The organism is Anaerocolumna aminovalerica (genome assembly GCF_900115365.1).
Taxonomy (GTDB): Bacteria; Bacillota; Clostridia; order Lachnospirales; family Lachnospiraceae; genus Anaerocolumna; species Anaerocolumna aminovalerica.
On sequence record NZ_FOWD01000034.1, the window covers coordinates 1 to 22588 of the forward strand.

The window sequence follows — 22588 nt, forward strand, 5'->3', positions numbered from 1 at the left end:
TGAAAATTGCAAGTTTAAATGTCGTGTAAATATTTGGTATTCATTATTGTTATCATACACAATGTTATGCTATCTTTACTTCATTTGGAGTTCTATATCCCAGTATCCGTCTCGGATAATTATTAAGCCAATTCTCTATATATTTTATCATAGATGGAGTCACATCATCTATGCTGCCCCCCTTCGGTATAAACCGTCTGATCAGTTTGTTTGTATTCTCATTTGTACCCCGTTCCCATGAACTGAATGGGTGGGCATAATATACCTTGGTCCGGGTCTTTTTCTTCCTTTTAACTGATTTTTCTATGCCTCCAAAATCAAGGAACTCGCTTCCATTATCCACTGTTATTGTTTTAAACATTTCCACAAATCGCTCATACCCATGTTTCTTCTCCAGGCTGTCCAGAGCCTTTTTAACACATTCCTGGGTTTTCCCTGTCATCTTGAAAATGATTTCCTCACGGCTCTTTCTCTCGCTCAATACAAGCAATACAGCCTTACCTTTGTTCTGTCCCCCAATTACACAATCCATTTCCCAGTGCCCGTATTCATCCCTATTCTCGATCTCATCAGGGCGCTCTTCTATGCTGGTGCCTTTCAGATTCTTTAATGCCACTTTCGCCTTCCGGTAGATTCGCCTCTTTCCTTCTTTCTTTAACGGAAGATCTTTATTAGTCAAATGAAGAAATAATCCAGAGTCAATGTAGTTATATAGTGTTTTTGTGCAGATAGATGTCTGAAACTTTCCTTCCAGTCTTATTCTGCCTATGACTGCATCAGGTGAATATTTCTCCTCCACGATCATTCGCTCAATATATCCTGCCAGCTCATGATCATTTCCAATCTTATAATTCCTTCCCTTATTTGCTGCGTTCTCGTCGTATTTACGCTGTGCAGTATCTGCGCAGTAGGTCTTGTACTCCCTTAACTCCGTATCAAGTAGTATTACAGTACCTCTTTTAATCTCACGCTGGATGGTGCGTTCACTCTTTCCAAGCAGCTGGGCTATTTGCCAGGCTTTCTTATTATCCTTGAGGTAAGCTTCAATTTTATATCTTTCGATTTCTGTTAAATGTTTATTTTTTGTGCTGTTTGTGGTAATATGAATTAGACTCATGGTAGTTACTTTTTCCTTTGTAAATGTTTTTGTGGTGATTACATTATACAATAAAGAACTACCATGTTTCTTTTTATATTTAATTATCCGTCACTTAATCTTACAACTTACCAATTTTTTTATCATTCAAAACCAAAAGGCGAAGAATCCAGTATTTAAGTGCTTTCTGAGATCCTTCACCTTTTAAACCCTACGTTACTAAGAGTACTTATATTATATTTACTTTAATTTCTCTAGTCTTTCTGTAATTTGAGCCTTAGGTATAACACCAACTACAGTATCAAGTACCTGGCCATTCTTAATAAATAACAAGGTTGGTATAGTCATAACTCTATATTTCTCAGCAGTCTTTGGTGATTCATCAACATTTAGTTTACCAACTTTAACTGAATCTTTATACTCTTTGGCTACTTCTTCAATAGTGGGTGCAAGCATTTTACATGGTCCGCACCAATCAGCATAAAAGTCTACCAACACCAGTTGGTTTGATTTCAGCACTTCTGCTTCAAAATTTTCGTCTGTAAATTTAAATTCCATAATATTCCTCCTTCTGTACAATACAGATGTCTATGCTTATATTGCCACATCTGTTCTAGATTATGCATTTTAACTTTTTAACATTTGTGTTTATGAGAATCACACTTTTTGGGGCATTTTCTTTTTCTGCAAAGAATTGCTTCTACTTCATCCCATGAGCGCTTAATTAGTATTGCATGCTTGTTTAAACAAACATTACAGCAAAAAATTTTGGATATCTTTAATTTTATTGATTTTTTCATATGAGGCTCCCATTTGATACCTTATCAGATATAGCGGGATATTCACCTGATTTCATACTATTTCTTATCATAACATATTAAGTTAAATATATGAATAGTACCATTACTTTAAGTCATCTGCTTTTATTTTTCCCGGTAAGTTACCAATCTGCATATTGGATTACCCATTGAAGAAAATTTCTCTTCATATTCCGTCATGACATTTCCCCCGGCATATTCGCTATGATGTAAATCATAAGTTTTATTTAGAAGCTTCCAATCTGCAAGTTCTACCTGTTCCAGGGAAAAATCAAATAAATCCCGGTTATCTGTTTTAAATATAACATATCCTTTTGGCACTAATAATTTATCATATCTGGCTAAAAATTCTTTTGAAGTGAGCCTTCTCTTAGCATGCCTGTCTTTTGGCCAGGGATCTGAAAAATTCAAATACACTCTGTCGATTTCATCTTCGTCAAATATATCATTAATATATTCCGCTTCAAATCGAATAAAAAATAAATTATCAATATCTAATTCATTTCTTTTTTCAATGGCACGAATTAATACGCTGGAGTATTTTTCAATACCAATATAATTTATATTCGGATTCTCAATTGCCAGCTGGGTTAAAAATTTACCTTTTCCCATTCCTATTTCTATATGGATGGGATTATCATTTCCAAAGAATTCCTTCCATACACCTTTTAACTTTTCCGGTTCATGGATTACATATTCATTGGAAGAAATGGTTTCTCTGGAGCCTTTTATATTACGCAGTCTCATAAAACTTTTCTCCTATACTCTTCCTGTTAAGAAAAAATTGTATACTCTTTTTTATTATAACACAGACCGGTTTATTGACAAGTTGTTTTTGTATCAATATGAAATTCCATTCATATGAAATAATGGCATCCATTTCTATTTCAATCTTAAAATATTAATAATTCGTTACAATAATGCAGATACTTTTTTTAGCTATTTTTGTTCTCCTTTTTCATAAACATGTTGATATTGCACAATTTTCATAAAATAAACCAGTAATTTTGTCCATATTGACAGTAGCAAAAATGAAAAATGAGAGTATTATTTATTTATGAAATTTAAGTAAAAAATATAGGAGGTTAAGGAATGGAAAAAGTGATTAATCTTCTTTCCGAAATAGAAGAAAAAGCCGATGAAATCATGAAGCGCGCTAACGAAGAGAAAATGGAACTTCATAAGAAATTAGAAGAAGACATAAAGCAGTTAGATAATTCTATAGCTGCAGACAAAGCAGACAGAATACATGCTCTACAAGCGCAAATCAACAAAGAATTGGCTGAGGAACGACAAGCTTTAATCAATGATTGTAATAAACAGCTGGAACATATGGAATCCCAATATCAGCACAATCATGATGCTCTTGTTAATAAAATATTCTTAAGTTTAATACAGTCATAAAGGAGTTAAGTTGAAAAAATATGTTTTTCAACTGGTTGTGCTCCGGCACAAAGTTGCTGCCATATAAAGCCCTAAAGCGCCTAAATTGAGGCTACTTGTTTTGTAAGCGTGCCAAAGCACGCAGATGGGAGTTCTTATGAATCGTTTATTAAACTATAGCGGAATAATTACAAAAGTTAAAGCTATGCAATCTAATTTAATAACTAAAACCGATTTCGAAAGAATAGCGAATCTGGAATCCATTTCTGATTTCATTACCTACTTAAAAAATCATAAAGGATATCATAGCATCTTTTATAATATGGATGAACATCTATTGCACCGGGGCCAGGTAGAAGGGGTTTTTATAAACGCTTTATACCGGGACTTTTCCAGTGTTTATAATTTTGCCAATATGGAACAGAGAAATGCTTTGGATTTAACATTCTTTCGTTATGAAATAAATGTATTAAAGACATGTATACAGCTTGTTTACAACAAAGATAGTGACACCTACGACTTGTCTACTTTTTATACTTTTTTTGAACATCATTCAAAACTCAATATAAGTGCCCTTGCCGCTTCCCAAAGTATGGAGGAATTTGTGGACAATCTAAAAGGAACCGAATATTATTCTTTGTTTAATCATTTACAAAATCGAGATAATATCACCTCCTTTGATTATGAAATGCAGCTTGACATTTATTATTTTAAAAAAATGTGGAAGCTAAAGGATAAGAAATTAAAGGGAGATAATTTAAAAGTTTTCACCCATAGACTTGGTTCAGAAATAGATATTCTTAATATTATGTGGCTGTACCGCTCTAAAAGGTTTTTTAATATTCATACAACGGATTCTTATTCTTATGTGATACCGATTCACTATAAGTTAAAAAATGAACAGTTGATGAAGTTAATAGAGGCTTCCTCCATTGACGAATTTATCGCCCGGCTGAATACTACTTATTATAAAAAAATTAGTTCCACCTTACTGGATGGTACTATGGAGATTTACTATCAAAAAATAATGTTAAGTATAGCTGAGAATAATGCTGCCCGTTACTCTTCATCCATGGCTCCTGTTTATGCCTATCTGTTAAAGAAACAAATAGAAATCAAACGGCTCACCACTGCCCTTGAATGTATAAGATACAAGCTGGAACCGGAAGATACCCTTAGATATGTATTACAATAAATGAATTGGAGGTGTAAACAATGATTGAAAAAATGAAGTTTATAAGCATTACCGGTCCCAAAAATGAATTTGATCGTGTTGTAAATGTATATCTGAATAAATATGAAATACATCTTGAAAATGCTTTAACAGAATTAAGTTCTGTAAAAAACTTAAAACCATTTGTAGAAATCAATCCCTATAAAGAAGTATTAAGTAGGTCTGAAGAAATAATAAAAAAATTAGATAACACCGGGCCTTATAAGAAAAAGGACATGTCTGTAGAAGAGGCTTCTAATTATTTAAATTCCGTTCTTTCTCAATTGGAAGAGTTGAATGCCAAAAAGAAGGAATTAAAGGCACAAAGAAGTCATCTATATGAATTAATCAAGCAAATTGAGCCTTTTCGTCACTTAAACTATGATATCAATAAAATTTTGCAATTTAAATTTATTAAATTTCGATTTGGAAGAATATCTTATGAATATTACACGAAATTCTCCAAACACGTTTATGATAATTTAACTACGCTATTTATTGAATGTGACAGAGATGCTGAATATGTCTGGGGTGTATATTTTGTTCCGGAAAGAGATTCTGCAAAGGTAGATGCTATTTATTCTTCCCTGCATTTTGAAAAAATGTTTTTGCCAAATGAATATGAGGGAACACCGGAAGAAGCTTATAACACTATTATAGAGAAACAAAAGCAGATATCGGATCAAATAGATACTCTGCGTGTACAAATTAAAGAACAATTACAAACGGTTAAAGATGATGTTTTATCCGCTTATAATACCTTAATAACTTTTTCCAATAACTTTGATGTTAGAAAAATGGCAGCCTGTACTAAGAAAAAAGAAGAGAGCAACCTGTATTTTATCTTATGCGGCTGGGTAACGGAAGCAAATTCCAATAGGTTGTTATCCGATATGGAAAAAGAAAATGATATCTATTGTATTGTAGAAGACGATCACGCCAGTTTAACTACAAAACCTCCTACAAAACTTAAAAACCTGAGGATATTCAAACCCTTTGAAATGTTTATAAAAATGTATGGAACCCCTGCATATAACGAAATTGACCCAACCTTCTTTGTAGCTATCACCTATTCCCTGCTGTTTGGTATGATGTTTGGTGATGTAGGGCAAGGTATCTGTTTAATCCTTGGGGGTGCATTGATTTATAAACTTAAAAAATCCAATTTGGCTGCTATTATTGCTTCTGCTGGTATTTTTTCCACCATATTTGGATTTTTATACGGAAGTATCTTTGGATTTGAAGATGTCATACCCCATCTGTGGTTAAATCCAATGGAAAATGTTATGACCGTATTACTGACAGCAGTAGGTTTTGGAGTTGCCTTGATTTTAATTGCAATGATTTTAAATATCATAAATGGTCTGAAAGCAAAAGATACAGAAAGAGTTTTATTTGACACCAATGGTGTTGCCGGACTTGTTTTCTATGGTGCTGCTATTACTTGCATTGCTTTAACTGCAACCGGAAAATCGTTACCTGCAACTATCATACTGGTCATTTTCTTTGTAATACCTTTATTACTTATATTCTTCAAAGAGCCGTTAACTCACTTGATTCAAAAGAAATCCGAAATTTTACCGGATAGTAAAATCATGTTCTTTGTAGAATCATTATTTGAGCTGGTAGAAATTTTACTAAGCTATGTAACCAACACCATTTCCTTCCTTCGTGTTGGCGCATTTGCCATGAGCCATGTGGCTATGATGGGAGTTGTAATGCTTCTGGGACAGGCAGAATCTGCTCATCCTAATATCTTTATCATTATCCTCGGTAACATATTCGTAGCCGGTATGGAAGGGTTAATTGTTGGAATTCAGGTTCTGAGATTGGAATATTACGAAATGTTCAGCCGTTTTTATAAAGGAACCGGTAAAGAGTTTAAACCATTTAAAAATAAATAATTATTCATTTTAGGAGGATTCATATTATGACAGCAAGAATTATTTTAGTTATCACTTTAATATTAAGTATTATAATACCTTTTGGAGCATTTCTTTTAAGTAAAAAAAGAAAAGGCGGCTTTAAAGCTTCTTTGGCATGCAACTCATTTTTCTTCTTTGGAACGTTAATTTTAGCTGATATATTATTATTCAGCGGTAAAATTTCCGCTGCTGAAGTTACAGCTACTGCTGAAGCAGCTACTTCCGGATGGAAATACATTGCTGCTGCTTTATCTACAGGCTTATCCTGTATCGGTGGTGGTATTGCCGTTGCTTCTGCTGCTTCTGCTGCTTTAGGTGCAATCAGCGAAGATTCCAGCATCATGGGTAAAGCACTTATCTTTGTAGCTCTAGCAGAAGGTATTGCACTTTACGGACTAATCGTTTCCTTTACTATCTTAGGATAAAGGGTAGGTTGAAAAACAATGTTTTTTCAACCGGAAAGTTTGAGCTGGCAAACAAATTATTTTCGTTATCCAAGGCGCCAAGGCGCCAGAATCGAGGTTATTATGCGCATGTATTTAATCAGCGATAACGTTGATACCTACACCGGTATGCGCCTGGCAGGTGTAGACGGTGTTATTATACATTCAAAGAAACATTTAAAAGAACAATTGGATAAAGCAATCAGTGATAAAACCATCGGTGTACTGCTCATTACAGAAAAATTAAGTCTTGAGTTTCCCCAGATTATCAATGATGTAAAATTAAATCGAAAACTTCCTTTGATCGTTGAAATACCGGACAGACATGGAACAGGCCGTAAACCGGACTTCATTACCTCTTATGTGAATGAAGCCATTGGAGTTAAACTATAAAGAGAGGAGATTTAAAACGTGACTTTAGATGAGAAATTAGAATTATTCTCCAAAGCAGTTATTGATAGTGCAACAAGCCAAAACATTGAAATCGTTCACCAGTACCAAGAATCTCTTCAGCAATTATATGACGAACATAAACAAAATGCCTTAAAAAAAACAGAAGCTGCTTATCTTGCAGAATCTGAAAATTTAATGCGTGAGAAAAACCGTACACTATCAAGTGAAGCTATAAATATTAAAAGAAAAATAAATGAAAAATCTTCTGAATTAGCTGATAAACTTTTTCAGGATGTAGCTTTAAAATTAGAAGAATATATGAAAACACCTGAGTATTTTGATTTATTAATTACTCAGATTTCCAGAGCAAAAGAATTTGCCAGAGAGGATGAAATTATAATCTATATAAATTCTTCCGATGCAGGAATGAAAAAGCTTCTAGAAACCAATACAGGGGTAAACCTTACCGTAAGTACCAGAGACTTTATAGGTGGAACCAGAGCGGTTATTCATTCTAAAAACATATTGATTGATAATTCCTTCTCAACAAAACTTTCAGAAGCGAAAAATTCTTTTTCCTTCTAAGAATCAATCAAAGCGGATATTCCCGTATGCCTTTAGACAAGTTTATCCGCTTACGCTACTTGCTAAGTAAACCTCATTGCCACTACGTGGCATTTCAGCAGATTAAGTTCCTGCTGAAACAGGCAAGTACGCTTCCCTGATGAGGTTAATATAGCTAGAATAAAGCTAAGAAAGGGGAGTTTTCTCCATTATGAATATAACAGGAAAAATATCCGGCATAAATGGACCAGTTATTTACCTATCCGGTAATCTTGGATTTAAGATGGGTGAAATGGTTTTGGTAGGTAAAGACCGTTTAGTTGGTGAAGTAATTGCTTTAACCAAATCCAAAACAACCATCCAGGTTTACGAAGAAACTACCGGTCTAAAGCCGGGACAGGAAGTAATATCAACGGGAGCTGCCATATCCGTTACTTTGGCACCCGGTATTATTGGTAATATATTTGATGGTATTGAAAGACCATTAAAAGAAATCTCCAAACAATCAGGAGCTTTTATATCCAGAGGTGTTAGTGTTGAATCACTGGATACCGCCAAGATGTGGGATGTTCACATTACTGTCAAAGAAGGGGATAAGATTTATGGAGGTTCCATAATTGCAGAGGTGCAGGAAACTACTGCAATTCTTCACAAATCCATGGTTTCTCCGGACATTTCCGGTGTTGTTACAAAAGTTGCCCCTGACGGCAAATATACCATTACAGATACTATTGTTACCATAAAGGATAACAACGGTGTGGAAAAAGAATTATCTTTAACTCAAAAATGGCCTATCCGTATACCAAGACCGGTAAATAAAAGATTTTCCGCAGACAGGCCTTTAATTACCGGACAACGTATTCTTGATACACTTTTCCCAATTGCCAAGGGAGGTACTGCTGCCATTCCCGGAGGTTTTGGTACAGGTAAAACCATGACACAGCACCAATTGGCAAAATGGTCTGATGCAGACATTATTGTATATATAGGCTGCGGCGAACGTGGAAATGAAATGACTGAGGTTCTTGAAGATTTCTCTAAATTAGTGGATCCTAAGTCCGGAAATCCTCTTCTTGACCGAACCACTTTAATTGCCAATACTTCAAACATGCCCGTTGCTGCCCGTGAAGCAAGTATATATACCGGCATTACTTTGGCTGAATATTATCGTGATATGGGATATCACGTGGCTATTATGGCTGATTCTACCTCCCGGTGGGCTGAGGCTCTTCGTGAATTATCCGGACGTCTGGAAGAAATGCCGGCGGAGGAAGGTTTCCCTGCTTACTTAGCCTCCAGATTATCTGCCTTTTATGAACGTGCTGGTTTTATGGAAAACCTTAATGGCACAGATGGCAGTGTATCCATCATTGGAGCTGTATCACCACAGGGCGGTGATTTTTCTGAACCGGTAACACAGAATACAAAGCGATTTGTAAGATGTTTTTGGGCATTGGATAAATCCTTAGCCTATGCAAGACATTTTCCAGCCATTCAATGGCTTACCAGTTACAGTGATTATTTAAATGACTTGGCTCCCTGGTACCTTACTAATGTAGGAGATAATTTTGTAGAGTGCCGCGGTAAGATTCTGAATATATTAACACAGGAAAGCCAGTTAAATGAAATAGTTAAATTAATAGGCAGTGACGTATTACCTGATGATCAAAAACTTGTATTAGAAATTGCCAGGGTCATCCGGCTTGGTTTTGTTCAACAGAATGCTTACCATCCATCAGATACTTATGTACCCCTAGAAAAGCAATTAAAGATGATGGAAACTATACTTTATCTATACGATAAATCAAAACAATTAATTAATATGAATATGCCAATGTCTGTATTAAGAGCGGAAGATATATATGAAAAAGTTATCTCCATTAAATACGATGTGGCAAATGATGAACTTTATAAATTTGAAGAGTATAAAAAAATGATTGATACATTCTATCATAATGTAATGGAAAAGAATGGATAAGGAGGGACCATACCAATGTCAATAGAATATTTAGGACTTAGTGAAATAAATGGCCCTCTAATCGTTTTAGAGGGTGTTAGAGATGCCTCCTTCGATGAAATTGTAGAAATAACCGTTGAAGGTAATAAGAAAAAAATCGGAAGAATCATTGAAATATATGAAGATAAAGCAGTTATTCAGGTATTCCAGGGAACGGACGATATGTCTTTATTAAATACCCATACTAAGTTAATGGGACACCCTATGGAAGTAGCTCTTTCCGAAGAAATTTTAGGCAGAGTATTTAACGGAATCGGTCAGCCGATTGACGGACTTGGGAATATTATAGGAGAAGAAAAAAGGGATGTAAACGGCCAGCCTTTAAACCCTTGTTCCAGAGAATATCCACGTAATTACATTAAAACAGGTATTTCATCCATAGATTGCCTGACTACTTTAATTCGTGGACAGAAGCTGCCTATCTTTTCCGGAAACGGTCTTCCACATGATCAACTTGCTGCACAGATTGTAAAACAGGCTTCCCTTGGAGAAGACAGCAAAGAAGAATTTGCTATTGTATTTGCAGCAATGGGTATTAAGCATGACGTAGCTGATTTTTTCCGTCGTACATTTGAAGAAAGCGGTGTAAGCTCCCATGTTGTTATGTATTTAAACTTAGCCAACGATCCTGTAGTTGAAAGACTGATAACACCAAAGGTTGCATTAACTGCCGCAGAATACCTGGCATTTGAAAAGAACATGCATATCCTTGTAATATTAACCGATATGACTTCTTATGCTGAAGCCATGCGTGAAGTTTCCTCCTCCAAAGGAGAAATCCCAAGCAGAAAAGGTTATCCCGGTTACCTTTATAGTGAATTGGCTTCTTTGTATGAAAGAGCCGGTATTGTAAAAGATGTAAATGGCTCCGTAACTCAAATTCCTATTCTTACAATGCCAAATGATGATATTACCCATCCTATTCCTGACTTAACCGGATATATTACAGAAGGACAGATTGTATTAGAGCGTTCTTTATATCAAAAGGGAGTATATCCCCCTATTAACATCCTTCCTTCTCTTTCCCGTTTAATGAAGGACGGTATTGGTAAAGGATATACCCGTGAAGACCATCAAGACCTTGCCAATCAGCTATTTTCCTCTTACGCAAGAGTAGGTGAAGCCAGAGCATTAGCAAGTGTTATCGGGGAAGATGAATTATCCGACATTGATAAGAAATATTTAGCTTTTGGTATTGCTATGGAAAAAGAATTCATTTCTCAAGGCCAGGCTGAAGACCGCTCTATTATAGAAACATTGAATAAAGGATGGGAGCTGTTAGGCATTCTTCCAAGAGAAGAACTGGATCGTGTAGATACAAAGATATTGAATCAATATTATAAAGCATCTGTTAGTAACGAATAGCAAATGTTTTGACAAAATAAGAATTCCATATTCTTTGAAGCTTATAGAAAAGAGGTATTTATGAATCCCAATACGTTTCCAACCAAAGGTAACTTAATTTTAGCAAAAAATTCATTGGCATTGGCAAAACAAGGCTATGATTTGATGGATAAAAAGCGTAATATATTAATCCGGGAACTTATGGATTTAATTGAGCAGGCAAAAGATATTCAATCTGAAATTGATACTACCTTTACTGCTGCCTATAGAGCTTTGCAGACAGCTAATATCGAAATGGGAATTCGTAACGTAGAAGATTTAAGCAGTACGATACCGGAAGAAAACTCTATACAAATTAAACAAAGAAGTATTATGGGTACGGAAATTCCTCTGGTGGAATTCGACCGTTCCGGCAGTAAACCAACTTATTCTTTCTTTAATACCAGAGTTTCTCTTGATGAAGCAACCAATCAATTTAAAAAGGTAAAAGAACTGACCCTCCGCCTTTCCATGATTGAAAATTCAGCTTACCGATTGGCTGCCAATATTAAAAAGACCCAAAAACGTGCCAATGCTTTAAAAAATATTACGATTCCTTATTATAGTACTCTTACGGTTAATATACAAAATGCTTTAGAAGAAAAAGAACGTGAAGAATTTACAAGATTAAAGGTAATAAAGCGAAGACATGGATAGATTTCTGAGGCTATTTTGACTTGCAAATTAAAATATATGGATTGCTCTAGTGTATATAACGAGTTTAAATACTTTCTTTATATACGTTAGAGCATTTTTTTTGCCTTCATGCCATAATGTGCAGTATATTGTCATAATCTTTCATATTATTTTAGTAAATGTTTTCTTATTCTTCTTGATACAACCTCTAAAATAATCTATAATATAATTATTATTTTCACATACTATCTATAAATTAGGTTAATATAAAAAGATATGGAATAAATGAGTAAGTTGAAAAATAATTTTTTCAACATCTTGATTTAATACGTGCTAACACACGCAGATAGGAGTTTTCATGAAAAAGTGTTTAATTTTAATGAGTTTAATTTGTATCACATTTAGCAATGTTATAACTGCAAAAGCGGAAGTAATAAATCCTTCTGCTATAAATTACAGTAAGTCTATAGATGAAAAAACAATAGTAAACGCAGAACAACCAAAGGTAAATGCCAGCGCTGCAATCGTTATGGAGGCTTCTACCGGAGCTATTCTATATTCAAAAAATGTACATGATTCTTACTATCCTGCCAGTATTACTAAGATTTTAACTGCCTTACTGGCATTAGAGAATTCATCTTTAGGGGAAACGGTGACTTTCTCAAAAAAAGCTGTCTTTGATGTGGATTTAGACAGCAGCCGTATCGGCATAGATGTTGGAGAGCGGCTTACTATGGAAGAAAGTTTATATGGTATTATGTTAGAATCTGCAAATGAAGTATCCTACGCTGTGGCAGAACATATATCCGGAGATGTGGATTCTTTTTCCGCTCTTATGAATAAAAGAGCAAAAGAATTGGGTGCTACAGATTCCCATTTTATAAATCCTCATGGCCTTCCGGATCCGGATCACTATACTTCTGCATATGATATGGCAGTAATATCAAGGGCTGCGATTAATAATCCTACTTTTCGCAAGATAACAAGCACAAGGACCTTTACAATACCTCCCACCAATATTCAGGAGAAAGCAAGACCATTGGCAAACCATCATAAATTTATTAATGGGGCAATGCCATTTGAAGGCGCTATTGGAGGTAAGACAGGATATACTACTAAAGCAAAATACACATTGGTAACCTTTGCAGAACGTAACGGAATGACCTTAATCAGCGTGGTTATGAGCTGCGATAGTATTAAAGATGAATATTCTGATACTTCAAATATATTAAACTATGGTTTTAATAATTTTTCCGTATATAATATTGCAGAGATGGAAAATCCAATGGATACTGAGTCTATTTCCTTGTTTAGCAATAATAATGCGGTATTTAGTACAACCAGAACTGCATTAAAATTAAACCCTGAAAGTAATATTATCTTACCAAATGGCGCTTCTTTAGAAGATGTAAAGAAAGAAATAGAATTCAAGCCTATAACTAAATTGGTAGAGGGTGAACATATTATTGGTACTATTTCATACTCCTACAATGGAATGTTTGCTGGTTCCTCGGATATTATATTTAATAATGTTGCTTCGGATACCTTATTAAAGTCTTCAATTTTGCCTTTGCAGACTGTAGAATCCGAGAAAGGGGAAGATGGTAAGCCTATAATAGGAAAATCCAATATAAGTATGAAATCCATCGTTATAGGGGTAATAGTAGGCGTAGTTGTTCTGGGTGCCGGATTATATGTTATATTCGTTGAGATTCCTTTCCGAAAACGCAGACAGGCATATCATCAGAAGAGGAACCGAAGAAAGCATTCCTCTGATACATCTTATATTGATTTATAGCATTATACTGATTTATATAGTCTGATTCTGTACACGAGAAGCACCCTGCTATCTCATGAAAAAACAGGGTGCTTCTATTTAACCTAATCTTATGTACCATTCGTAACAATGTAGACTATATTCCTAATTATGCTGCTACATCAGAGTTTCCTTGCCTTAAAGCATACTGAAATTGGTATCATTTTTGCTTTTTTGGTTTTGTCACTGTTATCGTCAACGGATTCCATGGTTTGCTTGTCATTCAGTTCAATCATTTGCTCTACAGCAAATCCGGCTTTTGCCAATGCATTTATATATGTTGAAATTTTTCTATTACATAAAACTATCTCCCTACCGTGAACGGGCATAGTAAAATAAGACTCATCAAAATAGCTTTTGCTGAAAACCAATTGGTCATTTTCTATCACATCTTGCCGCTGGCTACAAGACCAAGCTACACAGTAATTTAGCGTATGATGCCAACTAAATATAAATATACCGTCTTTCTTTAAGAAGGAAGCTATCTTATTGAATGTACCTTGTAAATCAGTTGTCCAACCTATGCCATATATGGAATAGACATAATCAAAATAGTCTTTCGGAATATTAAGCTCCGCTTCCATAGGTGAACAGATAAGCTTTGCGGTATATCCATTTTCTCGCAAGTAATTTTCTGCGTTTTCTAATTGCTTGTGGGATAGATCAACTCCCCATAATTCAGCAGCATTTCTATCAGCGAGATATTTGAGTGAATGACCACTGCCGCAACAGATTTCCAATACTTTTTTGCCGGAAACATCTTTAAACAAATGCAAATCATCCTCAGAAACAAATTTAACACCATATGTAGGAAGTGCGGTTGTGCCAAACCATGAGTCTGCATTTTCGTTCCAATAATTTTTATTATTATCAATGATTTCATTTTGATGCATGGGTGATTCTCCTTGTACGATAAATAATCTGATTCGAAACATAAACATATCCCGCCATCGGATATTTTAAGTATAACATAAACAATCAGGCTGAAACAGATGCAATTTTGCATCTGTTTCAGCCTGATAATCTTGATGCACCTAACTGGATTCGAACCAGCGGCCTACCGCTTAGGAGGCGGTCGCTCTATCCTACTGAGCTATAGATGCAAGATGTCAATAATGGCACCTTTTTTATTATATGTTGAAACCTTTTTAAAGTCAAGGCTGACATATACTATGTTTTATCTATTTTATACTTTATTTTAAACTATTTTTTATATGTGTATAGATTCTATATCTTATTCGGATATTATTACAGGTTGCTTGTTGAAAAATCTATATTTCCCTGAAGCCATATATTTCCTTTAAATCGCCTTCCAATTGCAGGTTCCCCATATAAATCCTTTTGATTAATTATAACCTGTAAAATCGCATCATTACAATTAACAACTAAACCTACGATTTCTTCACCTGTTATTTCATTTATACTTTTATCCATATCCATTATAGTACCTATTACAGTATAATTATCAGATTCTGAGCCAAATGGAGTAAAAGAGGTTTCCACTATAGAATAAATATCTTCATACTTTGCCCTTCTAGAAATCATGGCATACATATCAATGTCATCAATTGTCAGACTATCAATAGCCTCTTGATTGCCTTTTTTTGCTTCAGCTATCAGTTGTCTTCTATATTGAATATCTGCTGTATTACTTTTTGTAAGCTTTTCATTATGCTCTAAAGGAAGCAGTATCTTTCCGGATATTGATAATGCAGATAAATTAATAGGCCATGTCATACCTTTCTTTTCTTTACCTTTGCCTTCATTTAAATAATCCACCACATTCTGAAGATAAAAGATTAAAGAAACCCCTAACCTAACATCATCACACATACCCGTATATGCTTCTGTATCGACTCTTTTAATAATGGATGTTTCTTCTTTGGTACTTATATAATGACTTTTTGAGTATGGATAGTAATGTTCCATATAAAACTTACCATCCAGGTCAACCTCTCCTCTTAAAGTAATACCTATATCTTTAGAAAAGTCTTTCGATATTTCAGTAAAATACTTGCCATTTTGTAGATGAAAAGATTTTTTTTCCGTCGGCTGATCTATGATCATGCTAAATAATCGTTCCAACTCACTTCTATCTGTATATTCACTAAATCCTACTGCTCTTAAATAACTATGCATAATCATTCACCACCTAACTTAATTGTATCATTTAAAAAATACAAAGTATTATTTCTATTTAAATTATTTAATTAATATTTCCCTGTCACTTTATAATATACCTAATACTTATAACACATTTTACTATCATTAGCAATATATAAAAAATTGAATTTTTTATACTTGGATCACTATTTATACCATTCTATTTATAACACTTATTATTACCATTTATTTTTGCTATTTTCTTATTAGTATTTAACTTAATATATAATGAACTAAAACATTAACAAATATAAGAGTTTAATTAAATAGAAATCTAGCTGAATATTTTAATAGAAATTGTATAAATTTGGTTTATAACTCAATTGTATCCCATATGGCTATTTTAGTGTACTTTGTCAAATCTTTTTCCAACCAATAATTATACTTATTACCCTGTATGTCCGTAATCATACGAATTACAGGTCGAGCTGGATTTCTAGGATTTTGTCTTAAAACAATACCGGTTTCACCTTCATTTGTTACAATCCCTATGCCATTTGGGTAATAAGCTATGGAATCTTTAAACGCATTTACCACATCAGGATCGAATTTTATTCCACTCTGATTTATGATATAACGAATTGTGTCATGAACTTTCATTTTAGGCTCCAGATGACCATATACCTTGGAATCAAATTCATCACATACTCCTACAATTTTACTTCCTATCTTAATTTTATCTGCTTTTTTATGAAAAGGATAGCCGGAACCATCTAATCTTTCATGATGACATAATATAATGTCTTTAGAGGATACGGATATCCAACTCTCTCTTATTAGTAGAGAATAACCGTCAATTACATGGCTCATAAGCTCTTTCTGCTGTTCTTTCGTACAATTATTAAAAATACTATCCATGTAATCAAAACTAACTAAATTATAACCAATATCATGTAGTAAACTACCAACGGCTATATCTCGTATTTTTGTTCTGGGGAGTTTCATTTTAATAGCTATTAAAACAGAAAGGGAACACACATTGATACAATGAGAATAAATACTTTCACTTTTCTTCCTGATACCGTATATACTGAACATAACCTCGGGCTCTTTTAATATATCCCGTATAATTTCTTCTGCTATTTTTTTAATTTCTATTAACTCATCGACTGCTTGATATGAATATTTATCAATTATTTCTTTTACATTGGTAAGGCATTGATCTTGAATGAGTAATTCTTGAATTTGTTCATCGTCTACTCCTTCTGATAACTCGTCCTCCACGTATATATAATTTATACCTAATTCTTTTAATCTGTCTATGTATTGTTTTTTTAATACATTTCCATTTGCAATAATTATAGTTCCATTATCGTTTACTATATCTCTTGCCAGTTTTTCAGAACCTTTAATAGAATCAACTAAAATTCTTCTCATTGGCATCTCCTTACTAAAGTAATATTAGCCCATATCTCATCTTTCTTTCCTATCTATTATCTATTAAATACCGCAAAAATACAATAATCCAACTGACCTAATTATTTCAATATTTTCTTACATTTTAGAAATCTTATGTTATATAATTATTGTAGCACCACTGAATTTGGAAGAATAACACATAAAATTATCCTCATCTTACTTTGATAAAGTAAAAAGAGGAATTTTATTAACTCTTTGTTTTACTTCTTACTCTTACTCCATATAATTATTTGAATTAATTGCCTGTTCCAAGGCAAGTTTTTCTTCTTCTGCTAGTACCACATAAGATTCTCCCTTTAATATTTCTTTTATGTATGTATAGCATCCTTCCCTACTGGAATGCATAGAGTTTATAATAAATCCATCATTATTATCATTCAGCAAAGCAAGAGAAAAACTTAATTTTCCCCCCATCTCTTTAAAAGCATCGTATTTTACTATCCCAATTTTTTGATAAGTAGAAAGTAAGGTTTCGCTGATACCTTCTAGCTTTGTTTTAATCTTCTTGTTTTCTAATTTCAGGAAATCTATTTCCGAAAATCTTGAAAGAATGATTTCTTCAAGATCTTTACCATTGGAACCAGACATAAAGCTTTTATAATTCTTTTTTAAGTTTTTATTTTTTACAAATAAAATGATGACTAGTAAAAATAGAATAACTGAAAAACCCACTACCCCTAATAAGACATATCCAATATCAATACCCAATTCTTCAAAAACACTCATTTTTTATCTCCTCGTTTACTGTACTTTTATTCATGCAATGCTTCAAACATTTCAATAATTCGTTCTAACTCATCCGTAGAATAGTATTCTATTTCAATTCTTCCTTTATCCTTTGCTTTCCTTTTTATACTTACTTTAGTTCCGATAATTTTTTTCATTTTTTCCTCTATATTGTGATAAATAAAACTATCTTCTTTAGTAACTGCAATTTCTTCTTTTACTGGCTTGTCCTCTAATATTTTTTTAACTAACTTTTCGATTTCTCTAACACTTAACTTCTCATCAAATACTTTCATTGCAATCTGATACTGTATATCTTTATCTTCAATAGAAAGAAGTGCCCGACCATGACCAGTAGATATCATACCATCTGTAATCATTTGCTGCACTCTTTCATCCAATTTCAGCAATCTCATTGAATTGGTTATAGCTACTCTGCTTTTTGACACTCGTTCAGCAACTTCATCTTGTTTTAAATTAAATTCCTTAATTAAATTTTGATAGGCCATAGCTTCTTCTATGGGATTTAAATCCTGTCTTTGTATATTCTCAATTAAAGCTATTTCCATACTTTCTTGAGGTGTATATTCTTTTATGATTGCCGGTACTTTCTTTAATCCGGCAATTCTTGCGGCTCTCCATCTTCTTTCACCTGCTATGATGGAATAATATTTACCTTTCTTCTGTAAAATTAAAGGTTGAATAATACCATATTGTTTAATAGAATCTGCCAACTCCTGTAAGGTATCCTCTTCAAAACTTTTTCTGGGCTGCCCTCTATTTGGCTCAATTTCATTAATATTAATTAATGTTTCACGTGAAACATTTTCATCTATCTCTTTTTTCCTATCCTTATTTGTATCATTATCAATTTTTTCGGGTATCATAGAATCTAGGCCTTTACCTAAACCTTTTTTTAAAGCTGCCATCTTTCCTCCTACCTTTTCTTATAAATCAAAGTTTATCTATCAATTACCTCATCTGCCAAATCTCTATAACCTTCTGCACCTGCTGATCTTGGATCATATATGTTAATAGGCAGACCATGACTGGGTGCTTCTGCCAAACGTACATTTCTAGGAATAATTGATTTGTATATGTTTTGTTTTAAATTTTCTTTAACGTTCTCTACCACTTGTAAGGACAAATTAGTTCTTGCATCAAACATGGTAAATACTACACCTTCAATTTCTAAGTTCGGATTTAAACGTTTTTTCACTAAATTAATTGTATGTATCAATTGTGTTAACCCTTCTAATGCATAATATTCACATTGAATTGGCACTAAAACAGTATCAGCTGTTGTCATTGCATTTACTGTTAGTGTATTCAGGGATGGCGGACAATCAATTATTATGTAATCATAATTATTTCTTATCTTTTCGATATGTTTTTTTAAAATAAACTCTCTTTCGTCAATTCCTATAAGTTCAATTTCCGCACCGGCCAAGTTTACATTGGACGGCAATATTGATAGATTTTCAAAGAGATTGTCTATAATACAATCCTCAATAGGAGATGCTCCAATCACCAGTTGATAAACAGTATTTTCTAAACTGTTTTTATCCACGCCTAAGCCACTGGAAGTATTACCTTGTGGATCTATATCAATCGTTAATACTTTCTTACCTTTTTCCGCTAAACAGGCCGATAAATTAATTGTGGTTGTTGTTTTACCAACTCCGCCTTTTTGATTAGCAACAGCTATGATACGTCCCATGATATCTCCCCTTTTCTATAAACTATTACAATAATTGTATTATATCATCATTTGTACTATTAATCTATACTTTACGACATTCTTTTATATTTTTTTTGATTCATTTAATGTTTCACGTGAAACATTAGAAATTACTAGAAATTTAGTTCTCCTTAATCTACCTAAGTAAATAGTTATCTTTCCAAATGCATCACCGGTAGACATATTAAAAATTAAATTTAGAATCAAAAAACGTACAAATTATTTCTAACTTGTACGTTCTACCTTCTAATAAGTTTCCATCATTTAAAATAAAGTTACCAGATTGTTTTTAATTGCATATACTGCGGCTTGTGTACGATCAGAAACACCAATTTTCTTAAAGATATTAGAAACATGATTCTTTACTGTCTTTTCACTAATGGATAATTGATATGCAATTTCTTTATTAAATAAACCTTCCGTTAATAATTTGAGAACTTCTATTTCTCTTCTGGTCAATATCTGATCTTCATCCTCTATATTTATTGTTCTATCCTTATTATCAAGCTTTTCCATTAAGGAAGGTACTAGTTCATTTTGAATAAATCTTTCTCCTCTATAGACAGAGGCAATTGCTTTTTTTAGTATAGCTGAATCTGAATCCTTTAAAACATAACCATCTACACCTAACTCAATAGCTTTTTCCAGATATTCAATTTCGTTATGGATAGTTAACATTAAAATTTTACTTGGGCATTTATGTTTCTTTAATGTTTTTAAAACATTTAAGCCATTCATTTGGGGCATATTAATATCTAACAATAAGACTTCCGGTTTATAAGTTTTCATCATATTTAAGCAAGTGACTCCATCTCCGGCTTCCCCTACAACCTCAATATCACCATCTATCTCTAATAATTGCTTTAAACCTTCTCTTACCATACAATGGTCATCTGATATCATTACTTTAATTGTCTTCATTATTTATCCCCCACGTAATTTCTTATTGGTACTACAACCTTTATTTTAGTTCCCTTATTGTAACCGGATTCAATATTTAATTGACCTGATAAAAGAAGAACTCTTTCCTTCATAATCGATAAACCAAATCCAGAGTTAATTTTACCATCTGATACTTTAGGCGAACTTTCATTAAAACCAATTCCATTATCATTAATAGTCAGTACAATGGAATCATCATCATAAAAAAGATCAATTAATATCTTTTTTGCCTTACCATGCTTAATTGCATTATTAGTAGCTTCTTGAACAATTCTAAAAATCGTTAGATTAATAATCGGTAACACATCGTATTTTTCTTCATTTACTTTAAATTCAATATTTACATTATGGCTTGACTTTTTTTCATTGATATATTTTTCAATAGTTGATACCAAACCCAAATCATCTAAGGACATTGGCCTTAAATCATAAATAATATTTCTCATATCAGCAATGGTACCTTTAATAGTTCGAATCATCGTTTGTAATTCAAGCTTGGCCCTTACTGAGTCAATATCTATTAATTTAGTACATAATTCCGTCTTATACATTAAATTTGTTAAATTCTGTACCGTTGAGTCATGTAAATCTCTTGCGATCCGCTTTCTTTCATTTTCATAAGATTCCAGGGCACTAATACCAAAAGAAGAATCTATTTGATTTAGATTAATACTATTTAAATCATAAATATCTTCCTGTAATAAACTATTTTCTGATGTATTTTGATACTGATTATCAATATCATATGTATTCCATTCATTTATACTACAGAAGCAATCTCTTAAATTTTCTAACTCTCTCTTTTTAATTAGATGAAATTCCAAATCCGCTTGTAAATGAACTAATTTAAGATTACATTGTTCAATATCATCATTAATCTTTTTAAATCTACTTTTTTTATCTCTTACTAAAGTAGGAGTAAATAATTCAGCATTTAAATTATTAGAATCTTTATCATCTATAATGCTTATATTTAATTCCTTTAAATTATCTTTTAAAAGTTCCATAGATGTTTGCAGATGTTTAATAATTTCATTTTCTTCATCATTTAAACTGTTTACAAAAAAATATGAACGATCCAAGTTGTTTTTTAATTGATCTTTTGCTAAAACATCGGAAGTATCAATAAAACTATCTTTTTTTATATCTGCCAATCATTGTCACTCTCCTCTCGTTACTATAATACAACAAAATTAGTAAAATTTAAAGAGTTATTTTACAATAAGTTGTCAATATATAAAAGAAAAAGTCTATTTACCGCATTTTTTGAACAAATTACACTTATTTAGATTCATTATAACCCATTTATATTCCTTCTCATCAGGTACATTTTCTATAGCAGTGAATCCTATTTTGGCAAAAAATAGAAATGTGTTTTCATCTGCTTTTACCCAAATTTCCTGCCCATTATTCCTAAATACTCTATCTACCAACATCCGGACAACAAAATCTCCATAATACTTTCCTCGTTCTTCTTTTAAGACTGCAACCTGGCTAATCCAAAACTGTTTATCCATCAAAGTCAATCTTCCGGCAGCCACAATTTTATGTTCTTCATTATAAACTATCACATGCTCTGCTATAGAATCCCATTCATCCATTACACTTTCCACTGTAAAACCCATTTCTTCAACAAATACTTTTTTCCTTATTTTTAAACTATCCGAAAAACCATCCTCAGACCTTAAAAATTTACCTTCTACCATAGGAAACCTCCTTACTTGTCAATCCCTATTTTACTGCATCTATTGAATATTTCTAAGTATTTCTTTTATCAACAAAACAATTTATAATAAAAACTTCTGGTAATACGATTTACCTTGAAAGTCATTGGACTTTCAATAACTTCTATATCTATCTGCTTAAGTATAACTATAAACTTCTACAAATTAAAGTAAAGATATATATTG

22 protein-coding genes and 1 tRNA gene are annotated in these 22588 nt (G+C 33.0%); 10 read left to right on the plus strand and 13 right to left on the minus strand.

Annotated elements, in window-relative coordinates; genetic code table 11:
- Window positions 1-64: 64 nt before the first annotated feature.
- From BM183_RS15665 to trmB, 3 genes are all read right to left on the minus strand, one after another.
- Window positions 65-1117 (minus strand): IS30 family transposase, encoded by a 1053-nt coding sequence (locus tag BM183_RS15665; protein WP_091687853.1) that lies wholly within the window; start codon window positions 1115-1117, stop codon window positions 65-67.
- A gap of 219 nt (window positions 1118-1336) precedes the next feature.
- Entirely contained in the window at window positions 1337-1654 is a 318-nt protein-coding gene (trxA, locus tag BM183_RS15670; protein ID WP_091687818.1) for a thioredoxin, read from the minus strand.
- Window positions 1655-2019: 365 nt separating this feature from the next.
- Entirely contained in the window at window positions 2020-2661 is a 642-nt protein-coding gene (gene trmB, locus BM183_RS15675) for a tRNA (guanosine(46)-N7)-methyltransferase TrmB (protein ID WP_091687819.1), read from the minus strand.
- A 345-nt stretch (window positions 2662-3006) separates the two neighbouring features.
- On the opposite strand from trmB, the gene BM183_RS15680 reads away from it, so the two are divergent.
- From BM183_RS15680 to BM183_RS15725, 10 genes are all read left to right on the plus strand, one after another.
- Window positions 3007-3318 carry a hypothetical protein gene (locus tag BM183_RS15680; RefSeq protein ID WP_091687820.1) on the plus strand — a complete coding sequence of 104 codons (312 nt, stop codon included), beginning with the start codon at window positions 3007-3009 and terminating at the stop codon, window positions 3316-3318.
- A gap of 136 nt (window positions 3319-3454) precedes the next feature.
- Window positions 3455-4492 carry a V0D/AC39 family V-type ATPase subunit gene (locus BM183_RS15685; RefSeq protein ID WP_170848044.1) on the plus strand — a complete coding sequence of 346 codons (1038 nt, stop codon included), beginning with the start codon at window positions 3455-3457 and terminating at the stop codon, window positions 4490-4492.
- Between the two features lie 20 nt (window positions 4493-4512).
- Entirely contained in the window at window positions 4513-6414 is a 1902-nt protein-coding gene (locus BM183_RS15690) for a V-type ATP synthase subunit I (protein ID WP_091687822.1), read from the plus strand.
- 26 nt (window positions 6415-6440) lie between these two features.
- On the plus strand, window positions 6441-6860 hold the full coding sequence (locus tag BM183_RS15695; protein WP_091687823.1) for an ATP synthase subunit C: 420 nt from the start codon (window positions 6441-6443) through the stop codon (window positions 6858-6860).
- A gap of 102 nt (window positions 6861-6962) precedes the next feature.
- Entirely contained in the window at window positions 6963-7271 is a 309-nt protein-coding gene (locus BM183_RS15700) for a V-type ATP synthase subunit F (RefSeq protein ID WP_091687854.1), read from the plus strand.
- Between the two features lie 18 nt (window positions 7272-7289).
- Window positions 7290-7856 (plus strand): V-type ATP synthase subunit E, encoded by a 567-nt coding sequence (locus tag BM183_RS15705; protein ID WP_091687824.1) that lies wholly within the window; start codon window positions 7290-7292, stop codon window positions 7854-7856.
- 190 nt (window positions 7857-8046) lie between these two features.
- Window positions 8047-9813 carry a V-type ATP synthase subunit A gene (locus BM183_RS15710; protein ID WP_091687825.1) on the plus strand — a complete coding sequence of 589 codons (1767 nt, stop codon included), beginning with the start codon at window positions 8047-8049 and terminating at the stop codon, window positions 9811-9813.
- 15 nt (window positions 9814-9828) lie between these two features.
- The gene (locus tag BM183_RS15715; RefSeq protein ID WP_091687826.1) at window positions 9829-11217 is read left to right on the plus strand and encodes a V-type ATP synthase subunit B; all 1389 of its coding nucleotides are present in this window, start codon (window positions 9829-9831) and stop codon (window positions 11215-11217) included.
- Between the two features lie 60 nt (window positions 11218-11277).
- Window positions 11278-11892: a V-type ATP synthase subunit D gene (locus tag BM183_RS15720; RefSeq protein ID WP_091687827.1), complete on the plus strand. Its 615-nt coding sequence runs from the start codon at window positions 11278-11280 to the stop codon at window positions 11890-11892.
- Window positions 11893-12229: 337 nt separating this feature from the next.
- The gene (locus BM183_RS15725) at window positions 12230-13669 is read left to right on the plus strand and encodes a D-alanyl-D-alanine carboxypeptidase family protein (RefSeq protein WP_091687828.1); all 1440 of its coding nucleotides are present in this window, start codon (window positions 12230-12232) and stop codon (window positions 13667-13669) included.
- A gap of 140 nt (window positions 13670-13809) precedes the next feature.
- On the opposite strand, the gene BM183_RS15730 is transcribed toward BM183_RS15725, so the two are convergent.
- The 10 genes from BM183_RS15730 to BM183_RS15775 form a co-directional block, all read right to left on the minus strand.
- Entirely contained in the window at window positions 13810-14580 is a 771-nt protein-coding gene (locus BM183_RS15730; RefSeq protein WP_091687829.1) for a class I SAM-dependent methyltransferase, read from the minus strand.
- Window positions 14581-14716: 136 nt separating this feature from the next.
- A tRNA-Arg gene (locus BM183_RS15735) sits at window positions 14717-14790 on the minus strand.
- A gap of 145 nt (window positions 14791-14935) precedes the next feature.
- Complete coding sequence (locus BM183_RS15740; protein WP_091687830.1) at window positions 14936-15826, minus strand: DUF3881 family protein; 891 nt, start codon at window positions 15824-15826, stop codon at window positions 14936-14938.
- A 336-nt stretch (window positions 15827-16162) separates the two neighbouring features.
- Complete coding sequence (locus BM183_RS15745) at window positions 16163-17227, minus strand: HD-GYP domain-containing protein (protein ID WP_170848045.1); 1065 nt, start codon at window positions 17225-17227, stop codon at window positions 16163-16165.
- A 255-nt stretch (window positions 17228-17482) separates the two neighbouring features.
- Window positions 17483-17995: a DUF4446 family protein gene (locus tag BM183_RS15750; RefSeq protein ID WP_091687832.1), complete on the minus strand. Its 513-nt coding sequence runs from the start codon at window positions 17993-17995 to the stop codon at window positions 17483-17485.
- Window positions 17996-18021: 26 nt separating this feature from the next.
- The gene (locus BM183_RS15755) at window positions 18022-18924 is read right to left on the minus strand and encodes a ParB/RepB/Spo0J family partition protein (RefSeq protein ID WP_091687833.1); all 903 of its coding nucleotides are present in this window, start codon (window positions 18922-18924) and stop codon (window positions 18022-18024) included.
- 32 nt (window positions 18925-18956) lie between these two features.
- Window positions 18957-19715 (minus strand): ParA family protein, encoded by a 759-nt coding sequence (locus BM183_RS15760; protein WP_091687834.1) that lies wholly within the window; start codon window positions 19713-19715, stop codon window positions 18957-18959.
- Between the two features lie 285 nt (window positions 19716-20000).
- Complete coding sequence (locus BM183_RS15765) at window positions 20001-20657, minus strand: response regulator (RefSeq protein WP_091687835.1); 657 nt, start codon at window positions 20655-20657, stop codon at window positions 20001-20003.
- Complete coding sequence (locus BM183_RS15770) at window positions 20657-21832, minus strand: sensor histidine kinase (RefSeq protein WP_091687836.1); 1176 nt, start codon at window positions 21830-21832, stop codon at window positions 20657-20659. The genes BM183_RS15765 and BM183_RS15770 overlap by 1 nt, the downstream gene beginning before the upstream one ends.
- Window positions 21833-21928: 96 nt before the next feature.
- Complete coding sequence (locus BM183_RS15775; protein WP_091687837.1) at window positions 21929-22384, minus strand: GNAT family N-acetyltransferase; 456 nt, start codon at window positions 22382-22384, stop codon at window positions 21929-21931.
- Window positions 22385-22588 lie beyond the last annotated feature (204 nt).